The sequence below is a fragment of the Jiangella alkaliphila genome, assembly GCF_900105925.1.
GTDB lineage: Bacteria > Actinomycetota > Actinomycetes > Jiangellales > Jiangellaceae > Jiangella > Jiangella alkaliphila.
The window spans coordinates 1,002,161-1,021,375 of the sequence record NZ_LT629791.1; the positions used below are offsets into that span (position 1 = coordinate 1,002,161).

The 19,215-nt window shown below is 72.9% G+C and carries 19 protein-coding genes; 13 read left to right on the forward strand and 6 right to left on the reverse strand.

Going from position 1 to position 19,215, the window contains the following annotated elements; all coding sequences use genetic code 11:
- The 5 genes from BLV05_RS04650 (at position 1) to BLV05_RS04670 (ending at position 4,349) form a co-directional block, all read left to right on the forward strand.
- Entirely contained in the window at positions 1-1,863 is a 1,863-nt protein-coding gene (locus tag BLV05_RS04650; protein WP_082154974.1) for a CocE/NonD family hydrolase, read from the forward strand.
- A gap of 53 nt (positions 1,864-1,916) precedes the next feature.
- Positions 1,917-2,294 carry a helix-turn-helix domain-containing protein gene (locus tag BLV05_RS04655; protein WP_046767277.1) on the forward strand — a complete coding sequence of 126 codons (378 nt, stop codon included), beginning with the start codon at positions 1,917-1,919 and terminating at the stop codon, positions 2,292-2,294.
- 10 nt (positions 2,295-2,304) lie between these two features.
- Complete coding sequence (locus BLV05_RS04660; protein WP_046767276.1) at positions 2,305-2,712, forward strand: VOC family protein; 408 nt, start codon at positions 2,305-2,307, stop codon at positions 2,710-2,712.
- 70 nt (positions 2,713-2,782) lie between these two features.
- Positions 2,783-3,073 (forward strand): YiaA/YiaB family inner membrane protein, encoded by a 291-nt coding sequence (locus BLV05_RS04665; RefSeq protein WP_046767136.1) that lies wholly within the window; start codon positions 2,783-2,785, stop codon positions 3,071-3,073.
- A gap of 79 nt (positions 3,074-3,152) precedes the next feature.
- Entirely contained in the window at positions 3,153-4,349 is a 1,197-nt protein-coding gene (locus BLV05_RS04670) for an AAA family ATPase (RefSeq protein WP_046767135.1), read from the forward strand.
- Between the two features lie 10 nt (positions 4,350-4,359).
- On the opposite strand, the gene BLV05_RS04675 is transcribed toward BLV05_RS04670, so the two are convergent.
- The 3 genes from BLV05_RS04675 to BLV05_RS04685 are packed head-to-tail and all read right to left on the reverse strand — an operon-like array spanning position 4,360 to position 6,652.
- The gene (locus BLV05_RS04675) at positions 4,360-4,794 is read right to left on the reverse strand and encodes an ester cyclase (RefSeq protein ID WP_046767134.1); all 435 of its coding nucleotides are present in this window, start codon (positions 4,792-4,794) and stop codon (positions 4,360-4,362) included.
- Between the two features lie 29 nt (positions 4,795-4,823).
- Positions 4,824-5,753, reverse strand: a complete 930-nt coding sequence (locus BLV05_RS04680; protein ID WP_046767133.1) for an NADP-dependent oxidoreductase — start codon at positions 5,751-5,753, stop codon at positions 4,824-4,826.
- A gap of 20 nt (positions 5,754-5,773) precedes the next feature.
- The gene (locus tag BLV05_RS04685) at positions 5,774-6,652 is read right to left on the reverse strand and encodes an LLM class F420-dependent oxidoreductase (RefSeq protein ID WP_046767132.1); all 879 of its coding nucleotides are present in this window, start codon (positions 6,650-6,652) and stop codon (positions 5,774-5,776) included.
- Positions 6,653-6,694: 42 nt separating this feature from the next.
- Here BLV05_RS04685 and BLV05_RS04690 point away from each other — a divergent pair, with 42 nt between their 5' ends.
- Positions 6,695-7,315 (forward strand): TetR/AcrR family transcriptional regulator, encoded by a 621-nt coding sequence (locus BLV05_RS04690; RefSeq protein WP_046767131.1) that lies wholly within the window; start codon positions 6,695-6,697, stop codon positions 7,313-7,315.
- A gap of 25 nt (positions 7,316-7,340) precedes the next feature.
- On the opposite strand, the gene BLV05_RS04695 is transcribed toward BLV05_RS04690, so the two are convergent.
- Positions 7,341-8,723 (reverse strand): globin domain-containing protein, encoded by a 1,383-nt coding sequence (locus BLV05_RS04695; RefSeq protein ID WP_052762174.1) that lies wholly within the window; start codon positions 8,721-8,723, stop codon positions 7,341-7,343.
- Positions 8,724-9,156: 433 nt separating this feature from the next.
- Between BLV05_RS04695 and BLV05_RS04700 the strand changes: the two genes are divergently transcribed.
- Together BLV05_RS04700 and BLV05_RS04705 are read left to right on the forward strand one after the other, a co-directional pair.
- Complete coding sequence (locus tag BLV05_RS04700; RefSeq protein ID WP_052762173.1) at positions 9,157-9,597, forward strand: ATP-binding protein; 441 nt, start codon at positions 9,157-9,159, stop codon at positions 9,595-9,597.
- Between the two features lie 57 nt (positions 9,598-9,654).
- Entirely contained in the window at positions 9,655-10,572 is a 918-nt protein-coding gene (locus BLV05_RS04705; RefSeq protein ID WP_046767130.1) for a DUF5926 family protein, read from the forward strand.
- 203 nt (positions 10,573-10,775) lie between these two features.
- Here BLV05_RS04705 and BLV05_RS04710 read toward each other — a convergent pair whose 3' ends face one another.
- On the reverse strand, positions 10,776-11,999 hold the full coding sequence (locus BLV05_RS04710; protein ID WP_046767129.1) for an arginine deiminase: 1,224 nt from the start codon (positions 11,997-11,999) through the stop codon (positions 10,776-10,778).
- Positions 12,000-12,074: 75 nt separating this feature from the next.
- On the opposite strand from BLV05_RS04710, the gene BLV05_RS04715 reads away from it, so the two are divergent.
- On the forward strand, positions 12,075-12,830 hold the full coding sequence (locus tag BLV05_RS04715) for a glycosyltransferase family 2 protein (RefSeq protein ID WP_046767128.1): 756 nt from the start codon (positions 12,075-12,077) through the stop codon (positions 12,828-12,830).
- A gap of 17 nt (positions 12,831-12,847) precedes the next feature.
- Complete coding sequence (locus BLV05_RS04720; protein WP_046767127.1) at positions 12,848-13,672, forward strand: arylamine N-acetyltransferase family protein; 825 nt, start codon at positions 12,848-12,850, stop codon at positions 13,670-13,672.
- A gap of 7 nt (positions 13,673-13,679) precedes the next feature.
- Here the strand turns inward: BLV05_RS04720 and BLV05_RS04725 are convergent, their stop codons facing one another.
- Entirely contained in the window at positions 13,680-15,986 is a 2,307-nt protein-coding gene (locus tag BLV05_RS04725) for a hypothetical protein (RefSeq protein ID WP_152690603.1), read from the reverse strand.
- 147 nt (positions 15,987-16,133) lie between these two features.
- Here BLV05_RS04725 and pheA point away from each other — a divergent pair, with 147 nt between their 5' ends.
- Genes pheA through BLV05_RS04740 form a run of 3 tightly spaced genes read left to right on the forward strand, consistent with a single transcriptional unit; the run spans position 16,134 to position 19,195 of the window.
- Positions 16,134-17,069, forward strand: a complete 936-nt coding sequence (pheA, locus tag BLV05_RS04730; RefSeq protein ID WP_046767125.1) for a prephenate dehydratase — start codon at positions 16,134-16,136, stop codon at positions 17,067-17,069.
- Between the two features lie 57 nt (positions 17,070-17,126).
- A complete protein-coding gene (gene serS, locus BLV05_RS04735; protein WP_046767273.1) occupies positions 17,127-18,389 on the forward strand; it encodes a serine--tRNA ligase in 1,263 nt (420 codons plus the stop codon).
- Positions 18,386-19,195 (forward strand): HAD family hydrolase, encoded by an 810-nt coding sequence (locus BLV05_RS04740; RefSeq protein ID WP_046767124.1) that lies wholly within the window; start codon positions 18,386-18,388, stop codon positions 19,193-19,195. Before serS ends, BLV05_RS04740 begins: the two co-directional genes overlap by 4 nt.
- Positions 19,196-19,215 lie beyond the last annotated feature (20 nt).

Below are 19,215 nucleotides of genomic sequence, written 5' to 3' on the forward strand. Positions count from 1 at the left end.
ATGATGGCGCGTCGAATGCGTGGTCTGTCCGTTCCCGCTCTGGCGGCCCTGGCCGTCGCCGCGCTCACGACGGCCGGCCAGGCGGTCCCCGCGCCAGAGCCGCCGCCCTATGTGCTGGCCGACGGCGTGACGCAGCCGGTCTACTCCTACGCCGACGCGATCCGCGAGTCGGTGTGGGTCGACCTCGGCACCGACCTCGACGACGACGGCGCCTCGGACCGCGTCGCCGTCGACGTCATCCGGCCGGCCGAGCCCGCGGCGGCCGGGCAGCGGGTCCCCGTCATCATGGACACCAGCCCGTACTACCTGTGCTGCGGCCGCGGCAACGAGTCGCAGCGCAAGACCTACGACGAGAACGGCGACCCGGCCGGCTTCCCGCTCTACTACGACAACTACTTCGTGCCCCGCGGCTACGCGATCGTGCTGGTCGACGACCTGGGGACGAACCGGTCGACGAGCTGCCCGGACGGCGGCGGCCCGGCCACGACGGCGGCCAGCGCGACCGTCATCGATTGGCTCAACGGCCGCGCCACCGCGTACACGTCGGCCACCGGCGACGAGACCGCCGACGCGGACTGGTCGACCGGCGCGGTCGGCATGATCGGCAAGTCCGCCGACGGGACCGTCGCCAACGGCGTCGCCGCCCTGGGCGTCGACGGCCTGCGCACCGTCGTGCCGATCGGCGCGGTCAGCTCGTACTACCACCAGTACAACTCGAACGGCGCGTGGGGCGGCTACCCGCCACTGCGCAGCGGGCCGCCGAACCTGCTGACGCCGCGCGCGTACGAGCTGTGCGAACCGTTCTTCCAGGAGCTGGAGACCCGGTTCGGCGACGACGGCGACTGGACGCACTACTGGACCGAGCGCGATTACACCCGCCGCGCCGACGACGTCGAGGCCAGCGTCTTCCTGGTGCACGGGTTCACCGACCAGGCGGTGCCGTCGGACCACCTGGCCCGCTGGTGGTCCGCGCTGTCCGAGGCCGGTGTGCCGCGGAAGCTGTGGCTGACCCAGGCCGGGCACGTCGACCCGTTCGACCTCGACCGCGAGCGCTGGGTCGGCACCCTGCACCGCTGGTTCGACCGCTGGCTGCTGGACGTCGACAACGGCATCGACGACGAGCCGATGGTGACGATCGAGCACGCGCCCGGCTCGTGGACCGACGAGGCCGACTGGCCCGCGGCCGCGGCGCACCCCGTCGCGCTGCACCCGTCGTCGCCCGGTCTGCTCTCGACGGGACCGGCGCCGGCCGGCGACACCGCGGCCTACACCGACGACCCCGAGCAGGACCGCTGGGTCTGGGCCGAGAACCCGGACCAGCCGTCGCCGGCGCGGGTGCTGTTCCGCACCGCGCCGCTGGCGTCGGACCTGCGGTTGTCCGGCACCGCCTCGGTGACGGTGCGCGCGTCGTCGTCGACTCCGGAGGCGGTGGTGTCGGCGGCGCTGGTCGACTACGGCCCGGCGACCATCCACGACTATCTCAACCCGGGCTGGGGCATCGAGAACCTCGGCACCCGGTCCTGCGTGGGCGAGAGCACGCCCGCCGACAGCGCCTGCTACCTCGACACCGCCCTCTCCCTCCAGGACGTCGACCACCACGTCGTCGCCAGCGGCACCGGCGACCTCGGCCACTGGGCGACGCTGTGGCGGCAGCTGCCGCTGCGTCCGGGGCGAGCGCAGACCATCACGTTCGACCTCACCGCCATGGACCACGTCGTGCCGGCCGGTCACCGGATCGGGCTGATCCTCGCCGGCACCGACTACTGGCGGTCGGGGGCACCCAGCCAGCTGCCCACCGTCACCGTCGACCTCGCCGCGACCTCGATCGAGCTGCCGGTGGCGGGCTCTATGCTCGGCGAGTGAGGCTGAGCCCGGCCGAGGACGCCAACCGCCGGCTGCTGCGCGCACGTGACGCGATGGACCGGCACTTCGCCGAGCCGCTGGACGTGCCCGCGCTGGCTCGCGTGGCGCTGATGTCGCCGGCCCACTTCACCCGCGAGTTCAAGGCCGTCTTCGGCGAGCCGCCGCACCGCTACCTGCAGCGCCGCCGTCTCGAGCGGGCGATGGCGCTGTTGCGCGACTCCGCAGCGAGCGTCACCGACGTCGGCCTCGCGGTCGGGTTCGCCAGCACCGGGACGTTCAGCCGGACTTTCGCGTCGGTGGTGGGCGTGCCGCCGTCGGCGTACCGCGCCCGGAGCCGGCCGCTACAGGCGCCGGGCTGCTTCGTCCACGCCTGGACGCGGCCCGCGTCATCGAGCGGTTTCGGAGAAGCGGCACTCGCGGCCGGCCTTTAGCGTGGGTGGCATGTTCACCGCCATCAAGATCACCACCATCCACGTGCTCGACCAAGACGAAGCCGTCGCCTTCTACGTGGGCAAGCTCGGCTTCGAGGTCGCCAACGACGTCGACATGGGCTTCACCCGTTGGCTGACCGTCGCCCTGCCCAACGACCCCGAGCGGCATCTCCTCCTCGAGGTGCCCGGCGCGCCCGCGCTCAGCGAGGAGGTCGCCGGCCAGGTCCGGGACCTGCTGACGAAGGGAGCGCTCGGCGTAGCCTGCGTCATCACCACCGACGACTGCCGCAAGGCGTTCGCGGAGCTGTCCGCCAAGGGCGTGGAGTTCACCCAGGAGCCGGTCGAGCACCCGTACGGCATCAACTGCACGCTGCGCGACCCGTTCGGCAACCAGATCCGGATCAACCAGCACGTCTGAGTACGCGTACCCAGGCCGGTTGAGCGCCGGCGCTCAGGACGGGCCTGCTGCAGGGCGGCACAGTGCTGTCATGACCACCGCGCCGCCCGCCACGAGGAACACCACCGCGTTCTACGTCCAGGCGATCCTGTCGTTCTCGATCGCCCTGGTCACGGTCGTCACCGGCATCCTGTACATCGACATCGATCCCTGGCCCCAGGCCTTCCTCGGCCTCGGCACGATCTACCTCGTGACGTCAGCGTTCACGCTGGCCAAGTGCATCCGCGACCAGCAGGAGGACACTGCGCTGACGAAGCGGCTGGACCAGGCCCGGGTCGACAAGCTGATCGCCGAGCACGACCCGTTCCGCGAACCGGTCTGAACCCAGCACTCGCGACACGCCTATGCGGTCGTCTAGCCAAATCTACGGCTCCCGCTAGACGACACCATAGAGTCCGATCATGGACCCGGTGCGCAACCCCTACGCCCCCGGCGCCGGTCAGCGCCCGCCCGAGCTGGCCGGCCGCGACCGTGAGCTGCAGCAGTTCGACGTCGTGCTGGAGCGGATCGCGCGGGGGCGGCCGGAGCGCTCGCTCGTCCTCACCGGGCTGCGCGGCGTCGGCAAGACGGTGCTGCTGAACGCCCTGCGGTCGCAGGCCATCGGGCGCCTGTGGGGCACCGGGAAGATCGAGGCCCGGCCGGACCAGTCGCTGCGCCGGCCGCTGGCCAGCGCCCTGCACATGGCGGTGCGCGAGCTGACCCCGCGGCACCGCGACCCGGACCGCGTCGACGGCTTCCTCGGCGTGCTCAAGGCGTTCGCGCTGCGCTCGGCCGGCGACGACGCGAAGCTGCGCGACCGCTGGCAGCCGGGCATCGACGTGCCGGCGGCGACGGGCCGGGCCGACACCGGCGACATCGAGGTCGACCTGGTGGAACTGCTGGTCGACGCGGCGGGGGTCGCGCGGGACGTCGGGGTGGGCATCGCGCTGTTCGTCGACGAGATGCAGGACATCCCCGCGCCGGACGTGTCCGCGCTGTGCGCCGCCTGCCACGAGCTGTCCCAGCAGGGCCTGCCGCTGGTCGTGGTCGGGGCGGGGCTGCCGCACCTTCCCGCCGTCCTGTCGGCGTCGAAGTCGTACTCCGAGCGGCTGTTCCGCTACGTGCGCATCGACCGGCTGGACCGCGCGGCCGCCGACCGCGCACTGGAGGCGCCGGCCGAGGACGAGGGCGTGACGTACGAGCCGGCGGCGCTCGACGCGCTGTACGCGGCGACCGAGGGCTACCCGTACTTCGTGCAGGCCTACGGCAAGGTCACCTGGGACAACGCGCCCACCGACCCCATCGGCGCCGACGACGTGCGCATGGCCGCGCCGGAGGCCCAGGCCGAGCTGGCGGTCGGCTTCTTCGGCTCGCGGTACGAGCGGGCCACCCCGGCCGAGCGCGAGTATCTGCGCGCCATGGCCGCCCTCTCCGACGACACCCACGGCGTCGTCCCCACCTCGGACGTCGCGACGTTCCTCGGCCGCAAGCCGTCGTCGCTGTCGCCGGCCCGCGACTCGCTGATCAAGAAGGGCTTGGTCTATTCGGCCGAGCGCGGCACCATCGCCTTCACCGTCCCGCACTTCGGCATCTACCTGCGCAAGCACGCCACCGTCTGACGGGGACGGTCTAGCCGGCGGTCAGCCGGGCGCCGAGTTGGTGGACGAGCGAGTAGAGGTTGCCCACGCCCCAGTGCGCGACGATCCGCCCGTCGACCACCCGCATGGCGTCGACCGTCTCGAACCCCATGGTGCGCCCGGTCGCCGGAATGCCGAGGAACTCGCCCCGGTGCGTGCCGCGGTAGATCTTGTAGGTCGTGACGAGGTCGCCGTCAGCGGACTGCCACTGGATGTCGGCGTGGAAGTCGGGGAACGCCTGGCGCAGCGTCGTGTAGAGGATCTTCACGCCGGCCTTGTCGGCGGTCACGCCCGGCTGCGGGGTGTGGTCGACGAAGTCGTCGGCGAAGAGCTCGTCGAAGACGGCGAAGTCGCCGCCGCCCTGCACCTCGATGGTGTTGCGCCGGACGACGGCCTTGGCCGCCTCGCTCGGGTCGATCTGGGTCATGGCTGCTCCACAGGCTCCGGGGACCAGAGTCAGAAGGTGACGACGTACTTGCCGGCGACGTGCTTGGTGGTGAAGTCGAGGTAGGCCGAGCGCACGTCGGCGAACGGGTAGGTGGCGCCGACCGGCACGTCCAACCGGCCGTCGGCGGCCTGCGCTGCGAGGTCGGCCAGCCGGCCGGGCGGGAACTGCGTGCTGACGTAGCTGGCGCCGACCCCGCGGTCGAAGGCCGGCGGGCCGCCCAGGACCGACACCAGCCGGCCGCCGGGCCGGGCCGCCGCGGCCGACGACGCGAGAGCCGGACCCGCCTGGACGACGTCGAGCACCACGTCGACGCCGGCCGGGACGAGCCGGCGGATCTGCGCCGCCAGGTCGGCCTCGCGGTCGATCAGCGCGTGCGCCCCCAGGCCCAGCAGGAACGCCTCGTCGTCGGCCCGCCCGGTGGCGAACACCTGACCGGCGGTCCGGCGGGCCAACTGGACGGTGAACGAGCCGACCCCGCCGGTGGCGCCGACCACCAGCACGGTCTCGCCGGGCCCGACGTCGGCCGCGTCGACCACCGTCAGCGCGGTGGCCGCGCCGGTGACGAGGGCGGCGCCACGCACCGCGTCGAGTCCGGCGGGCCGCACGGCGAGCCGGGCGTCGTCCTTCACGACGACCAGCTCTGCCAGCCCGCCCGACGGGGCGCCGAGAGCGGCGATGACGGGGTCGCCGGCGGCGAAGCGCGTGACGTCCGGCCCCACCGCCTCGACCACGCCGGCGACGTCGGCTCCGGGGACGAACGGGTGGCGGACGGGGACGAAGTCCTTCATCGCGCCGGTGACCAGCTTGGGGTCGACCCCGTTGAGCGACACCGCCTCGGTGCGCAGCAGAACCTCGCCCGGCTCGGGCCGCGGCGCCGGCAGGTCCGTCACCTCCAGGGCTTCGAGCGGACCATAGGACGCGGACACGAGTGCCTTCATGGGTTGTTCCACCTTCTCCTTCACAGCGGGAGTGCTTCGGCGAGCCGGCGCCAGCCGGCCCGGGGCAGGACGTTGTATGTGTCGTCGGTGACCAGCTGGAGCGCCACGTGGTCGGCACCGGCCGCGACGAAGTCGGCCGCCCGCGCTGCCACGGTGTCGGCGTCGCCCAGCGCGACGAGCGCGTCGACCAGCCGGTCGCTGCCGCCGCCGCGCAGGTCGTCCTCGGCGAAGCCGAGCCGCCGCAGGCTCGAGGTGTAGTTCGGCATCAGCAGGTAGCGGGCGAGGAAGCCACGCGCGGTGGCGCGGGCCCGGTCGAGGTCGGTGTCGAGAACGACCTTCAGCTCGGGGGCGAGCAGCGCGTCCGGTCCCAGGATCGCCCGGGCGCTCGCGGTGTGCTCGGCGGTCACCAGGTACGGGTGCGCGCCGGCGGCGCGGTCGCGGGAGAGCGCGAGCATCTTCGGCCCCAGCGCGGCCAGCACCCGGGCGTCGGCGGGGACGGGTTCGGCCGCCGCGTCCAGGGCGTCGAGGTAGGACCGCATCGCCGAGTACGGCTGGGCGTACCGGTCGGTGAAGTGGCCGTGGCTGACGCCGAGCCCGAGCAGGAACCGGCCCGGATGGAGCTTCTCGACCTCGGCCCGCTGGGCGGCCACGTCAGCGGCGTCGTGCTCCCAGATGCTGAGGATTCCGGTGGCCACCGGGATCCGCGAGGTGGCGTCCAGGACCGTGCGCGCCCAGGCGACCGACGGGCTGCCGCCCATCCACAGCGCGCCGAAGCCCAGGTCGTCGAGCTCCGCGGCGGCCTCGTCGAACTCGGCGGTGTAGGGCTGGACACCGCGCTGCGCGTCGCTCCAGACCCCGCTCCAGATGCCGAACGTTCCCAGCCGGCGGCGCTGCGCCATGGCGTTCTCCAGGGCTTGTGTATCGATCGGTATGTTGTTGGCATGGCAGGAGGCCGGCCGCGCGAGTTCGACGTCGAGCAGGCGGTCGAACGAGCCCTCGACGTGTTCTGGGAGCACGGGTACGAGGGCGCGTCGCTCGCCCAGCTGACGGCGGCCATGGGCATCAACCGCCCGTCGCTCTATCTGGCGTTCGGCAACAAGGAGAACCTGTTCCGGCTCGCCATCGAGCGCTACTACGCGGGCGACGCCGCGCACACGGCCGCGGCCCTCGACGAGCCGACCATCAGCGATGTCATCCGCGAGTACCTGCACCGCAACGTCGACGCCATCACCAACCCCGCCCATCCGCGCGGCTGCCTGGTGGTGCAGAGCGCGCTGCGCTGCAGGCCCGAGAACGCCCCGATCGCCGACTCGCTGGCGCAGCTGCGCCGCCAGACCACCCAGCGCCTGCGCGATCGCTTCGAGGCGGGCCGCCGCGACGGCGACACCAGCTGTGCGCTCGACCCCGAGGCCCTGGCCGACTTCATCTCGACGGTGAGCGAGGGGATGTCGGTGCAGGCGGCGAGCGGCGCCGATCCGGAACGCCTGCACGCCGTCGTCGACGTGGCGCTGCGCGCGGTCACCGATCCGAGCGGCCGAATCGCACCTTCTACGGCCGTCTAGCCTCAGCGCTAGAGAGCGCTAGACCTCACCAGAGACCGTAATCGTCGACGACGATCTGCTCGTCGGGCACGCCCTGGTCGCGCAGCCGCTCGAGGCTGGTGGCCACCATGGTCGTGGGGCCGGCCACGTAGACGCGGTGCTTCCGCCAGTCGCCGTAGGCCGAGACGATGTTGCCCATGAGGTCGGGGCTGCGGTCGGTCGGCCCGTCAGGCGAGACCACGGGAACGACGGTCAGCCGGCGGTACCGCACGCCGATCGACTCGAGGTGCGGCAGCGCGTACAGGTGGTCGCGGTCGCGGCCGGCGTAGAAGACGTGCACGCGGCGGCCGTCCTGGCGCTGCTCCAGCTCTTGCAGCGTGGCCAGCACGGGCGCGATGCCGGTGCCGCCGGTGATGCAGAGCAGGTCGTGCTCGGACCGCGGCGTGGCGACGTCGTTGCCCTGGGGCGCGCCGAGGTGCAGGACGTCGCCGGGCTCGGTGCGCCAAACCAGGGCGCTGCTGACCCAGCCGGCCCCGACGGTGCGGACGTGGAACTCGAGCAGGCCGTCGTCGCGCGGGGCGGAGGCCATGGAGTAGGCCCGCCAGATCTTCGGCCGCCGCGGTGTCGTCAGGTACGCGTACTGGCCGGGCCGATACGGATAGTCCGTGTGCGGCCGGACCTGCATGATCGCGAGATCGTCGAGGATGCGCCGGTGGTAGACGACCTCGGCGTCCCACCACGGCGGCGAGATGACGGCGTCGCGGCGGGCGGCGCCGGCCATGATCGAGGCGATCATGTCGTAGGCGTCGACCCAGGCCTTCTCGAACCGCGGGGTCCAGGCGTCGCCGAGCGCCCGCCGGATGGCCAGCACGAGCGCGGTGCCGACCGGGGCGTAGTGCTGGTCGATGACGCCGAACTTGCGGTGGTCGCGACCCAGCCCTTCGAGATAGGGGGCGAGAACCTCGCGGTCGTCGGCGTTGCCGACGATGCGCACCAGCGCGCCCACCAGGCGGGACCTCTGCACGGCCATGCCGGCGCCGAAGAGATCGCGCGCCTCGGGAGCGATGGCGAACAGCTGCGCGTAGAAGTCGACGCCGACCGCTTCGAGGTGGTCCTCGACGAGCGCCATGCTCTCGCGCAGAGCCTCGCCGTCGAGCCCCGTCGTGTTGGCTGGGTGAGGTTCCAGTGCTCGCTCCGGCTCTGCCTCGGTTCCTGCTGCCGCTTCAGCCCCTGACTCGCCGTCGGCGGACGGCGCGTCCTCACCATCCGGACCCGACAGAGTGTCACTCTCGCTGCCGGCTTCCGCAACCGCGCCCTCGCCGTTGTTCCGTGACGACGCCGGCGGCACGGGCAGGCCCGGCTCGAACCACGACACGCTGGCATGCGTGTTGGCGAGGCCGGGCGCGTCGGCGCCGGTAGCGTCGACCATGGCGTCGCCCGACGCTCCCCCGGTCCGATCCCCTTCCGCCCCACGTTGTCCCGAAGACCGGGAGTGAGTCCACATCGTCATCCTCTCCGCCCCGCTCTAACCTAGCGGTCGATCCGCCAGTTCGGCACGGAAGGAAGAGTCACGGTCCGGACATATCCGTGCGATGAGGGCATCCCGATCATGGGTGCGCGGGCCTGCTGGCAGCGCAAGATCAGGTAAACGCGCTGGTGATCAACGGTGCGACGACGAAAGGCCGGTCACCAGGGCACTCGACCACGAAACCGGAGATCCCGCTAACTCTCATCTCAACATATGGACGTGATCGCGTGGCGAATGGTTCACTGTCGGGAGGTTTGGCAGAGTCGTCCAGTGGGCACCACTGGATGCGGGTGGCGTGGGTCTGGTGAAGGGAGATCTACCAGTGGGTCGAGTCGTGGCCACGAGGCGTGAGGCCCGATCCAACAGCGCACGCTCCGTCGAGCTGACCGGTGAGGTCAGCAACGTGCCACACGCCCGCCACCTGGTCGCTGAGGATCTCCGCAACACCAACGTCTCGCCGACGGTCATCGAGAACGCACTCATCGTCGTGACCGAGCTCGTCACCAACGCCATCCTGCACGCGCAGCCGCTGGCGCTCAGCGGCACCCGCACCGGGGTTGTGCTGCAGTGGGCGGTTCTGGGCGACGACGTCCTCGTCGAGGTCAGCGACGGCGGCGGCTCCGAGCGCCCGCAGGTGCGCCAGCCCGCGTCCACTGAGGACGAGGGTCGCGGCCTGTCCATCGTCGACGCCATCGCCCGCGAGTGGCGGGTGCGGTCCGAGCCCGGCCGGGTGACGGTGCACGCCGTCGTCGGCCCGTGGAACCCCGCCGTCTGACGCCGTGACGACGTCCGGCTCCCACCTCGGCGCCGGAACCGGCTACCCTCGCCTGTCGTGAGTGCAGCTACCGAGATCCCTGTCGTCGGCCCTCGCCAGCCCTGCCCGTGCGGCTCTGGCAAGCGCTACAAGGTCTGCCACGGCAAGCAGGCCCGCGAGGCCGAGCGGCAGTACGTCGTCCGCCCGTTCGCCGGCCTGCCCGGCGAATGCGACTGGGTGGCCATGCGCGAGATCGTCTCGGCCGCGACGGCGCCGCTGCGACTGACCTCCGGCGACGACCGCTCGGTCGTCGTGTGCACCCTGCTGCCGGGCGCGTTCCCGGCGCTGGTGCGCGAGAGCGGCGAGATCCTGCTGGCGCTGCAGACCATGACGTCCACCGGCGACCCCGCCGCCGACCTCGGGCACACGCTGGCCGCGGCGCTCGAGGCCGAGCCGGGCACGACGGTGAACCCGGCGCCGCGGACCTCCAGCACGCCGCGTCTGCACGACCTCATCGACACCGACGCGCAATTCCAGGTGACGGTTCACGACGGATTCGACTACTGGTTGGACCCCGAGTCGGACACCGGTTCCGAGGCCCGCGCGGCGCTGGAAGAGGCCAATTCGGCCGTCGTTCCGGCGGCCCGGCTGGAGTCGGTCGAAGCCGCGTACTGGTGCAGCCTCGGCGACCGCGACCAGGTCCGCTGGGTGCTTCCGCACGACGAGGAGCCGCTGCTGGACGGGCTGGCCCGGCTGCACGCCGCCGGCGCCGACACCCTCGGCGAGGGCACCCGGCTGCTGGGCACGTTCCGCGCCGCCGGACTGCTCGTCCCGGTGTGGGATCTGGTCGACGGCACGCCCGCCGACGCCGTCGAGGAACCCGCTGCCGCGCTGGGCGAACGGCTGGCCGAGGCGGTGGCCGAGAAGGCGCCGCTGACGGCCGATCAGCGCCGCGCGCGGGCCGGTCTGGCCAACCGTCAGGTCACCATTCGCTGAGCCGTCGAGGGCTCGCATAGAGAAGACCCCGACCGCTCACGACGGGGGAACACGAGCGACCGGGGCCTCTTTGGAGCTTACCGTCTTCGAGGGGCAGAAGTTCCACCGAATGACGACTTCTTGAGATTCACTCCGTTACGGTCCGGTCTCGACTGGTCTGTACCGTCGGCGGAACTCTGCCTTGGCACGAGGTAAGCACGTCCTCAGCGGCCGGCCGGCGTCGCGGGGTCGCGGCGGATCGGGCACGACATGCACCGCGGACCGCCCCGTCCGGAGCCCAGTTCGCTGCCGGCGATGCGCAGCACCTCGATGCCGGCGGCCTCGAGCCGTTCGTTGGTCTCGGTGTTGCGTTCGTAGGCGACCGCCAGCCGCGGGCCGATGGCCAGCGTGTTGTTGCCGTCGTCCCACTGTTCGCGCTCGGCGGTGACGGGGTCGAGGCCGGTCTCGACGATGCGCAGCGCGTCGATGCCCATGGCCGCCGCGGCCGCCTCGACGAACGGCGCCGGCTCGGCGTCGATGACGAGGTCGCCGCCGGCCCAGCGCAGCGCGACCGCCGTCAGCTCGTCGGCGACGTTCGGGTACATGACGATCGCGTCGTGGTCGACCATCGTCAGGACGGTGTCGAGGTGCATCGTCGCGCGGTCCTGCGCGATCGGCACGGCCAGGACGGTGTGCGCGAGCCCGGCGCTCAGGACGTTGCGGGCCAGCCGCTCGACGCCGGCCGGGGTGGTCCGCTCGCCGGTGCCGACGGCCACGACGCCGGGCCCGAGCAGCAGCACGTCACCGCCCTCGAGGTTCTCCAGCTCGGGCCCGTAGACCTCCGGCACGCCGGCGAAGCGCGGGTGGTGCCGGTAGATGGCCGACGTCAGGCTGGTCTCGCGCCGCCGGGCGGCCATGGCGAGGCTGGTGACCGCGACGTGGTCGCCGATGCGCGCGCTGGAGTCGCGGGTGAACAACAGGTTCGGCAGCGGGTCGACGACGAAGTCGTGCGGGTCCATCAGCCGGTACCGCAGCCCGCGGCCGCCGCGCAGCTCGTCGTGCGCCAGGCCGGCCATGAGGACCTGCGCGAGGTCGTCGGGGTGCAGCCCGCCCAGGTGCGACCGGAGCACGTCGCGCAGGGTGTCGCCGTGGCGCGGGTCGGCCAGCGTCGCCTCGATGCACGCGTGCCGCGCCGCGTCGCCGGCCAGCGTCTGCGTCAGCAGGTCGGCGAGGTACAGCACCTCGACGTCGTGCGCACGCAGTGCGTCGGCGAAGGCGTCGTGCTCGTCCTGCGCGCGGCCGACCCAGGGGATGCCGTCGAACAGCAGCTTGTCGTTGTTGCGCGGGGTGAGCCGCTGCAGCTCCGGGCCGGGACGGTGCAGCATGACGGTGCGCAGCCGCCCGACCTCGGAGTCGGCGGCGTCGACGGTGGACGTGGGCGTGGTCATCGAGACCAGAGGCTACGCGAGCGGCGGGACGGTTGCCCGGTCGCCACGACACCCGTGCCCATAGGCTTAGCGCCCATGACCACCGAGGACCGTCGCGCCGAGGGCGTGGCCGCGATCATCCCGGCCAAGGACGAGCAGGACCGCATCGCGGCCACCGTCGAGGCCACGAAGGCCATCCCGGGGGTCGACCTCGTCGTCGTGGTCGACGACGGCTCCACCGACCGCACCACCGCGACGGCCACCGAGGCCGGCGCCGTCGTCGTCGGGCATCCGCGCAACCGGGGCAAGGCCGCCGCCATGGAGACCGGCGCGACGGCGCTGGCCGCCATCGAGGCGCGCGAGGCCGGCCGCACGGTGCCGCGGGCGCTGCTGTTCCTCGACGCCGACCTGGAGTCGACGGCGGGCAACGCGGGGCCGCTGATCGGCCCGGTGCTGGCCGGCGAGGCCGACATGACCATCGGCGTGCTGCCCGCCCAGCGCACCGACGGCGGCGGACGCGGCCTGGTGGTCGACCTCTCCCGCAACGGCATCGAGCGGGCCACCGGCTGGACGGCCACGCAGCCGCTGTCCGGCCAGCGCTGCCTCACCCGGGCCGCGTTCGAGGCCGCACTGCCGCTGGCCGAGGGGTTCGGCGTCGAGACCGGGCTCACCATCGACCTGCTGCGGGCCGGCTTCCGCGTCGTCGAGGTCGACGTCGAGTTCCACCACCGCGTCACCGGAACCGACCTCAAGGCCCAGCTGCACCGCGGCAAGCAGTACGCGCACGTCATGCGGGCGCTGGTCACCCGCGGCATCCGCCCGTCCGCCCCGGCCCGGTTCCGCCGCGTCTGACGCCCTAAGGTGTCGCCATGGCTGCGGACCCCTGGGAGATCGACCGGCTGGACCTGCCCGGTTACCTGAAGCGGCTCGGCATCCCGGCGCGGGCGCCGAGCCGCGACGCGCTCGACGAGCTGCACGAGGCGCACGTGCGCGCGTTCACCTTCGACAACGTCGACGTGCTGCTGGACCAGCATCCGGGCGTGGGCCTCGACGCCGTGCAGGCGAAGTTCGCCGGCCGCGGCCGGGGCGGCTACTGCTTCGAGCACTCGACGATCGTCGCCGCGGCGCTGGAGCGGCTCGGCTACGACGTCCGCCGGCACCTCGGCCGCGTCGGTGACCCCGCTGCCGGCACTCAGCAGGGGCGCAGCCACATGGTCGTCGAGGTGGTGCTGGACGGTCAGCGGCTGCTCTGCGACCCCGGGTTCGGCATGAGCCTGCTGCGGCCGATCCCGCTGGCCGACGGCGCCGAGTCCGACCAGGACGGCTGGCCCTACCGCGTCGTCAGCACCGGCGACGGCCTGTGGGGTCTGCAGCGCTTCCGCGAGGCGGGCTGGGAGCTGGCGCACATCACCGACGAGTACGAGGTCAAGCCGATCGACGTCGTCATGGCGCACCACTACACGAGCACGTTCCCCGGCATCCACTTCCGGTCCGGCCTCATGCTCGGCAAGCACCTGCCCGGCCGGCACGTCATGGTCACGCACCAGACGGTGACCGTCCGCCGTCCGGGCGAGCCGACCGAGCACCGGCCGCTGCGCGACGGCGAGCTGAGCGAGTGGCTGCGGACGCTCGAGGTGCCGCTCGACGCCGATGAAGAGGCCCGTCTGCTCGAGCGGGTCGCCGTCCTGGGCTGACGCGCCGCTACTGCGACGGCGTCAGCAGTTCGCGTTCGGCGGGCGACGGGGACGGCGTCAGGCCCTGGGCCGCCGCGACCGCCGCCATGCCCAGCGGCACGCCGACCGTCAGCAGCAGCGCCGGCACGATGATGCCGGAGTCGTTGGCGGCGAACCCGGCCGCGCCGGTGAGCAGCGCCGCCCACACGAGATACCGGAACAGCGACCACTGCTGCACCGTGCGGCTGACCGCCGTCTCGCCGTCGGGCCGGGTCAGCCAGAGGATCAGCAGGAACGCCGCCGGCACCAGCCAGCCGTAGATGGGCCAGCGTTCCAGCGTGCCCAGCGACGCCTCGCCCTTGCGGAGGATCACCGTCAGGGCGTCGCCGGAGAGCACGTCGGCGAAGAAGCTGCCGAAGTGGGTGCGCGAGCCGGCCGGCCGCAGCCAGTCGAGAAACGCGAACAGCCCGAACAGCACCGTCGCGCCGGCGGCGGCGAGCGCCAGCCGGGCGATCGTGATGCGGGCGCCGTAAGTGCCGAGCACGAGCACGGCGAAGCCGGGGATCGCGGCGAGGATGCCGCCGACGTCGGCGCCGGCCTGCGGCGCACCGTCGATGACCACGGCGATCATGCCGACGGCGGCGACCGCCCCCGCGGCGAACCGCCGGGACCGGCCGGTGTCGAGCAGCCACTGGCCCAGCGCCGCGGCCGCGACCAGGCTAGCCACCACGAAGATCGCGAACGGGATGTTGCCGAAGCCGTAGAACCGCCCGGCCACCAGCGGCGACAGCCCCAGCAGACTGGACTGCTGCAGACTCGACCCGCTGGCGACGTCGACCGCCAGCACCGTCGCGGTCACGCCCGCCACCACGCCCGGCGGCCCGTACACGCGGCGCCGCCACGGCCCGGCCAGCGCGACGATCGTCAGCGCCACCGTGCCCACGACGATGGAGATCCACAGGACGGTGTTGGGCTGGTCGTAGCGCCACCACCGGGTGATGTTGGCGAGGTACGAGGCCACCGGGGCGGCCGCCACCATGACGGCCACGACCTGCACGACGCGCAGAACGGCCGGCCGGAACCAGACGCCGCGCCGCAGCGCCAGCAGCGCCGCCGCGCACACGACCACCAGCAGCCCGCCGAGGATCTGGAAGAACGGCCCGGACTGGTCGCGGTAGATGTCCGCCGCCTGGTCGACGCCCATCAGCTCGGACACCGTGGCCGCGGAGCTGCCCGGGTGCGGACCCGCCGCCCGCCACGGCCGGCCGACGATGTCGCGCGCGGGCTCGTCGATGCCGGCGTAGGCGAGCAGCGTCGGCGCGAGGTCGGTTAGCTGGACCAGCCCCGGCCACAGCGTGGACGACGATGTGAGCCACTGCGGGCCGAACGTGCCGCCGTCGGCGATCGGACCCAGCGCCAGGGCCGCCCGGAGCCCGGCCGGCGGGATCGGCGACGACTCGTCGGGCAGCGGGACCGGGGTGGCGGCGCTGTCGGCCAGCCCGGCGATCAGCAGCGCGGTGTCGGGCGGCAACTGGTCGATGACGCGCCGGACCTGCTGGTCGACGGTCGCGGCGGTCGCGCGCCGGGCGTCGAGGGCGGCCTGGACGGCGACATCGTCGCTGCCGCGCGGCGCCGGGTTCGGCAACCCGCCGAGGTCGACGACCGTGACCGGGCACTGGCTCAGCAGGCCGCCGCCGAGGTCGCCGGAGTACTGGTGGTACGCCGGGACGCGCCCGGTGGAGTCGGCCAGCGCCATCGCGGCGCCGGGACCGATCGCCGTGGCGCACACGCCGGCCTCGGCCAGCCGGTCACCGAGCAGGCCGATCTCGGCGTTGTAGGAGTTGTCGTCCTGCTGCTCCTGCAGCAACTCCCAGCCGGGCACGACGACGCCGGGTCCGTCGGGCGCCGACGTGGGCTCGGGCGGCTGACGGCAGAAGCGGTCGCCGTCGCCGTCGCCGTCGGAGTCGTAGAGGTCGGTGGAGCGGCGCCCCGAGCTCAGCGTCAGCCAGCCGTCGACCACGCAGGTGCGGTCGCTGACGGTGCGCACGGTCAGCGATCCGGCCGCCTCGGACCCGGCCAGGCCGTAGAGCGTCGGCATGCCCTCGGCGGTGATGTCGGGCCAGGACAGGCCCGGGATGCCGAGCAGGACGACCCGCTGCTGCGGGTCAGACGTCGTCGCGGGCGCCGGGGTCTCGGCGGCCGCCGGTGACGCCGTCAGCAATGGCACGAGGACGGCGAGGAGGGCCACCAGGAGACCGGCGAGGCGAGCACTGCCCGCCCGCACCCGGGGCCGCAGGGCGCCGGGATGCGCGCCGGTGCTGCCTGCTCGCTCCACGTCCATCATGCTCGACCGTATCCGTACCAGCTCGATCCGAAGACAACGACGGCCCTAATTGTGGCCAGGCTGACACACTATTCTCTCGCCTTGCGAACCTCGTCGCCGCCGGGACCTCGCGGCGGACCTGACACTAAGCTGCTGGACATGACCGATCGTTACGCCTACCTGGGCCCGGAGGCGACGTTCACCGAAGCGGCCGCCCTCCGATTTCCCGCCCTGGCCGGCGCGACGCTGGAGCCGTCGCCCACGGTGCACGCCGCCATCGCCGCTGTCCGCGCGGGCGACGTGACCGGCGCCGTCGTGCCGGTCGAGAACTCCGTCGAGGGATCGGTCAACGCCACGCTCGACGAGCTGATCCGCGGCGAGCCGCTCGCCATCGCCGCCGAGGTGCTGCTGCCGGTGACGTTCACGCTGCTCGCCCGCCCCGGTACGGACCTCGCCGACGTCCGGCGCATTGTCACGCACCCGGTCGCCGAGGCTCAGTGCCGCGCCTGGGTCATGGCGAAGCTGCCCGACGCGGTCATCGCGATGGGCCCGTCGACGGCTGCGGCGGCGGCCTCCGTCGCGAACCGGACGCCGGGCTCCGACGGCACGGTGTACGACGCCGCCATCGCCGCGCCGCTGGCCGGCGAGCGCTACGGCCTCGACGCGCTCGCCGTCGACATCGGCGACGACTCCGACGCCGTCACCCGGTTCGTCCTGGTCCTGCCGCCGGGAAAGCCGAGCCGGCCGACCGGCTCCGACAAGACCACGCTGGTCGCATTCATCCGTGACGACCATCCTGGCGCGCTGCTGGAGATCCTCGAGCAGTTCTCCGCCCGCGGGGTCAACCTCACCCGCATCGAGTCGCGGCCCACCGGCAACGGCATGGGCCGCTACTGCTTCGCCATCGACGTCGAAGGCCACGTCGCCGACGCCCGGGTCGGCGAGGCGATGATGGGCCTGCGCCGGGTCTGCGCCAACGTCCGCTTCCTCGGCTCCTACGCCCGCGCCGACGGCGTCCGGCCGCCGGTGCTGCCGGGCACGGCCAACGGCGACTTCGCCGACGCCGCGACCTGGCTGGAGCAGCTGCGCGGCTGACGTTCAGCCGGCGAAACCCCCGCGCGCCGCGACCAGGTGGCCCGATACCCTCGGGTGGTGCTAGATCTGCGCCTGATCCGCGAAGACCCCGACCGTGTCCGCGCCTCGCAGCGAGCGCGCGGCGAGAGCGAGACCGTCGTCGACGACCTGCTGGCCGCCGACGAGTCGCGCCGGTCGTCCCTGGCCGAGTTCGAGCGGCTGCGCGCGGAGCAGAAGCGTCTGGGCAAGCTGATCCCGAAGGCCGCGCCGGAAGAGAAGCAGGAGCTGCTGGCCACCACGCGCGAGCTCGCCACCGCGGTGAAGGCCGCCGAGGCCGCCGCCGACGACGCCCAGGCGCGGCTCAACGAGCTGGCCAGGGTGCCGTCGAACCTCGTCCTCGACGGTGTGCCCGCGGGCGGCGAGAACGACTACGCCGTCATCCGCGAGGTGGGCGAGAAGCCGTCGCTCGAACGGGTCCGCGACCACCTGGAGCTGGGCGAGGGGCTGCGGGCCATCGACACCGAGCGCGGCGCCAAGGTGTCGGGGGCCCGGTTCTACTTCCTCACCGGTGTGGGCGCGCAGCTCGAGCTGGCCATCCTCAACCACGGCATGGCCACGGCCGTCGCCGCAGGCTTCACGGCGGTCATCACGCCGACGCTGGTGCGCCCGGAGATCATGGGCGGCACCGGCTTCCTCGGTGCGCACGCCGACGAGGTCTACCGGGTCGACGCCGACGACCTCTACCTGGTCGGCACCAGCGAGGTCGCGCTGGCCGGCTACCACGCCGGCGAGATCCTCGACCTCTCCGACGGTCCGCTGCGCTACGCCGGCTGGTCGGCCTGCTACCGCCGCGAGGCAGGTTCTTACGGAAAGGACACCCGCGGGATCATCCGCGTTCACCAGTTCCACAAGGTCGAGATGTTCTCCTACTGCCACGAGGAGGACGCCGCCGACGAGCACGCGCGCCTGCTCGGGTGGGAGGAGCAGATGCTCGGCGACATGGAGCTGCCGTACCGCGTCATCGACGTCGCCGCGGGCGACCTCGGGTCCAGCGCCGCCCGCAAGTTCGACTGCGAGGCGTGGCTGCCGTCGCAGGACCGCTGGCTGGAGCTGACGTCCACGTCGAACTGCACGACGTTCCAGGCCCGGCGGCTCGGCGTCCGCGAGCGCACCGACGACGGCACCCGTCCGGTCGCGACGCTCAACGGCACGCTGGCCACCACGCGATGGATCGTGGCGCTGCTCGAGAACCACCAGCAGCCCGACGGCTCGGTGCACGTGCCGAAGGCGCTGCGGCCGTACCTCGGCGGGCGCGAGCTGCTGGAACCGGTCGCGACGTGACGGTGACCAACGGGTGGCGCCCGGCGCTCATCGCGCTCGACGTCGACGGCACCCTGGTCACGTACGCCGAGTTCCACGAGCCGCCGCGGCCGCCGGTCGTCGACGCGGTGCGCCGGGCGCACGACGCCGGCGCGCACATCGTCGTCGCGACCGGGCGGTCGATGCACTCGACGCTGCCGCTGCTGGACCAGCTGGGGCTGAAGGACGGGTACGCGGTCTGCTCGAACGGCGCGGTGGTGGTCGACGTCGCGGCGCGGTGGCCGGTCGACATCGAGACGTTCGACATCACCGACACCGTCCGCTACTTCACCACCCAGATCCCCGACGCCGTCCTGGCGGTCGAGGAGCTGGGCCGCGGCTACCGCGTCACGGGCGAGTTCCCGGCCGGCGACCTCGACGGCGACGTGACGGTGGTGCCGCACGACGCGCTGGTCGAGCAGCCGGTGACGCGGCTGGTGGTGCGCTGGCCCGACGGCGACCGCGAGCGGCTGCGCGAGATCGCCCGCGACTCCGGCCTGCCCAGCGTCGACTACGCGATCGGCTACACGGCGTGGCTGGACATCATGCCCGTCGGCGTCTCGAAGGCGTCCGGGCTGAGCAAGGTGGCCGGCCGGCTCGGCCTGACGGCGGCCGACGCGCTCGCCGCCGGCGACGGCCACAACGACCTCGAGATGCTGCGCTGGGCCGCCGTCGGCATCGCGATGGGCCAGGCGCCCGACGACGTCAAGGCGGCCGCCGACGCCGTCTGCGGCGACGTCGAGTCCAACGGCCTCGCCGCCCTCCTCACCACCTACTACCCCCAGTAACGGCGCGCGGGCACAGACAG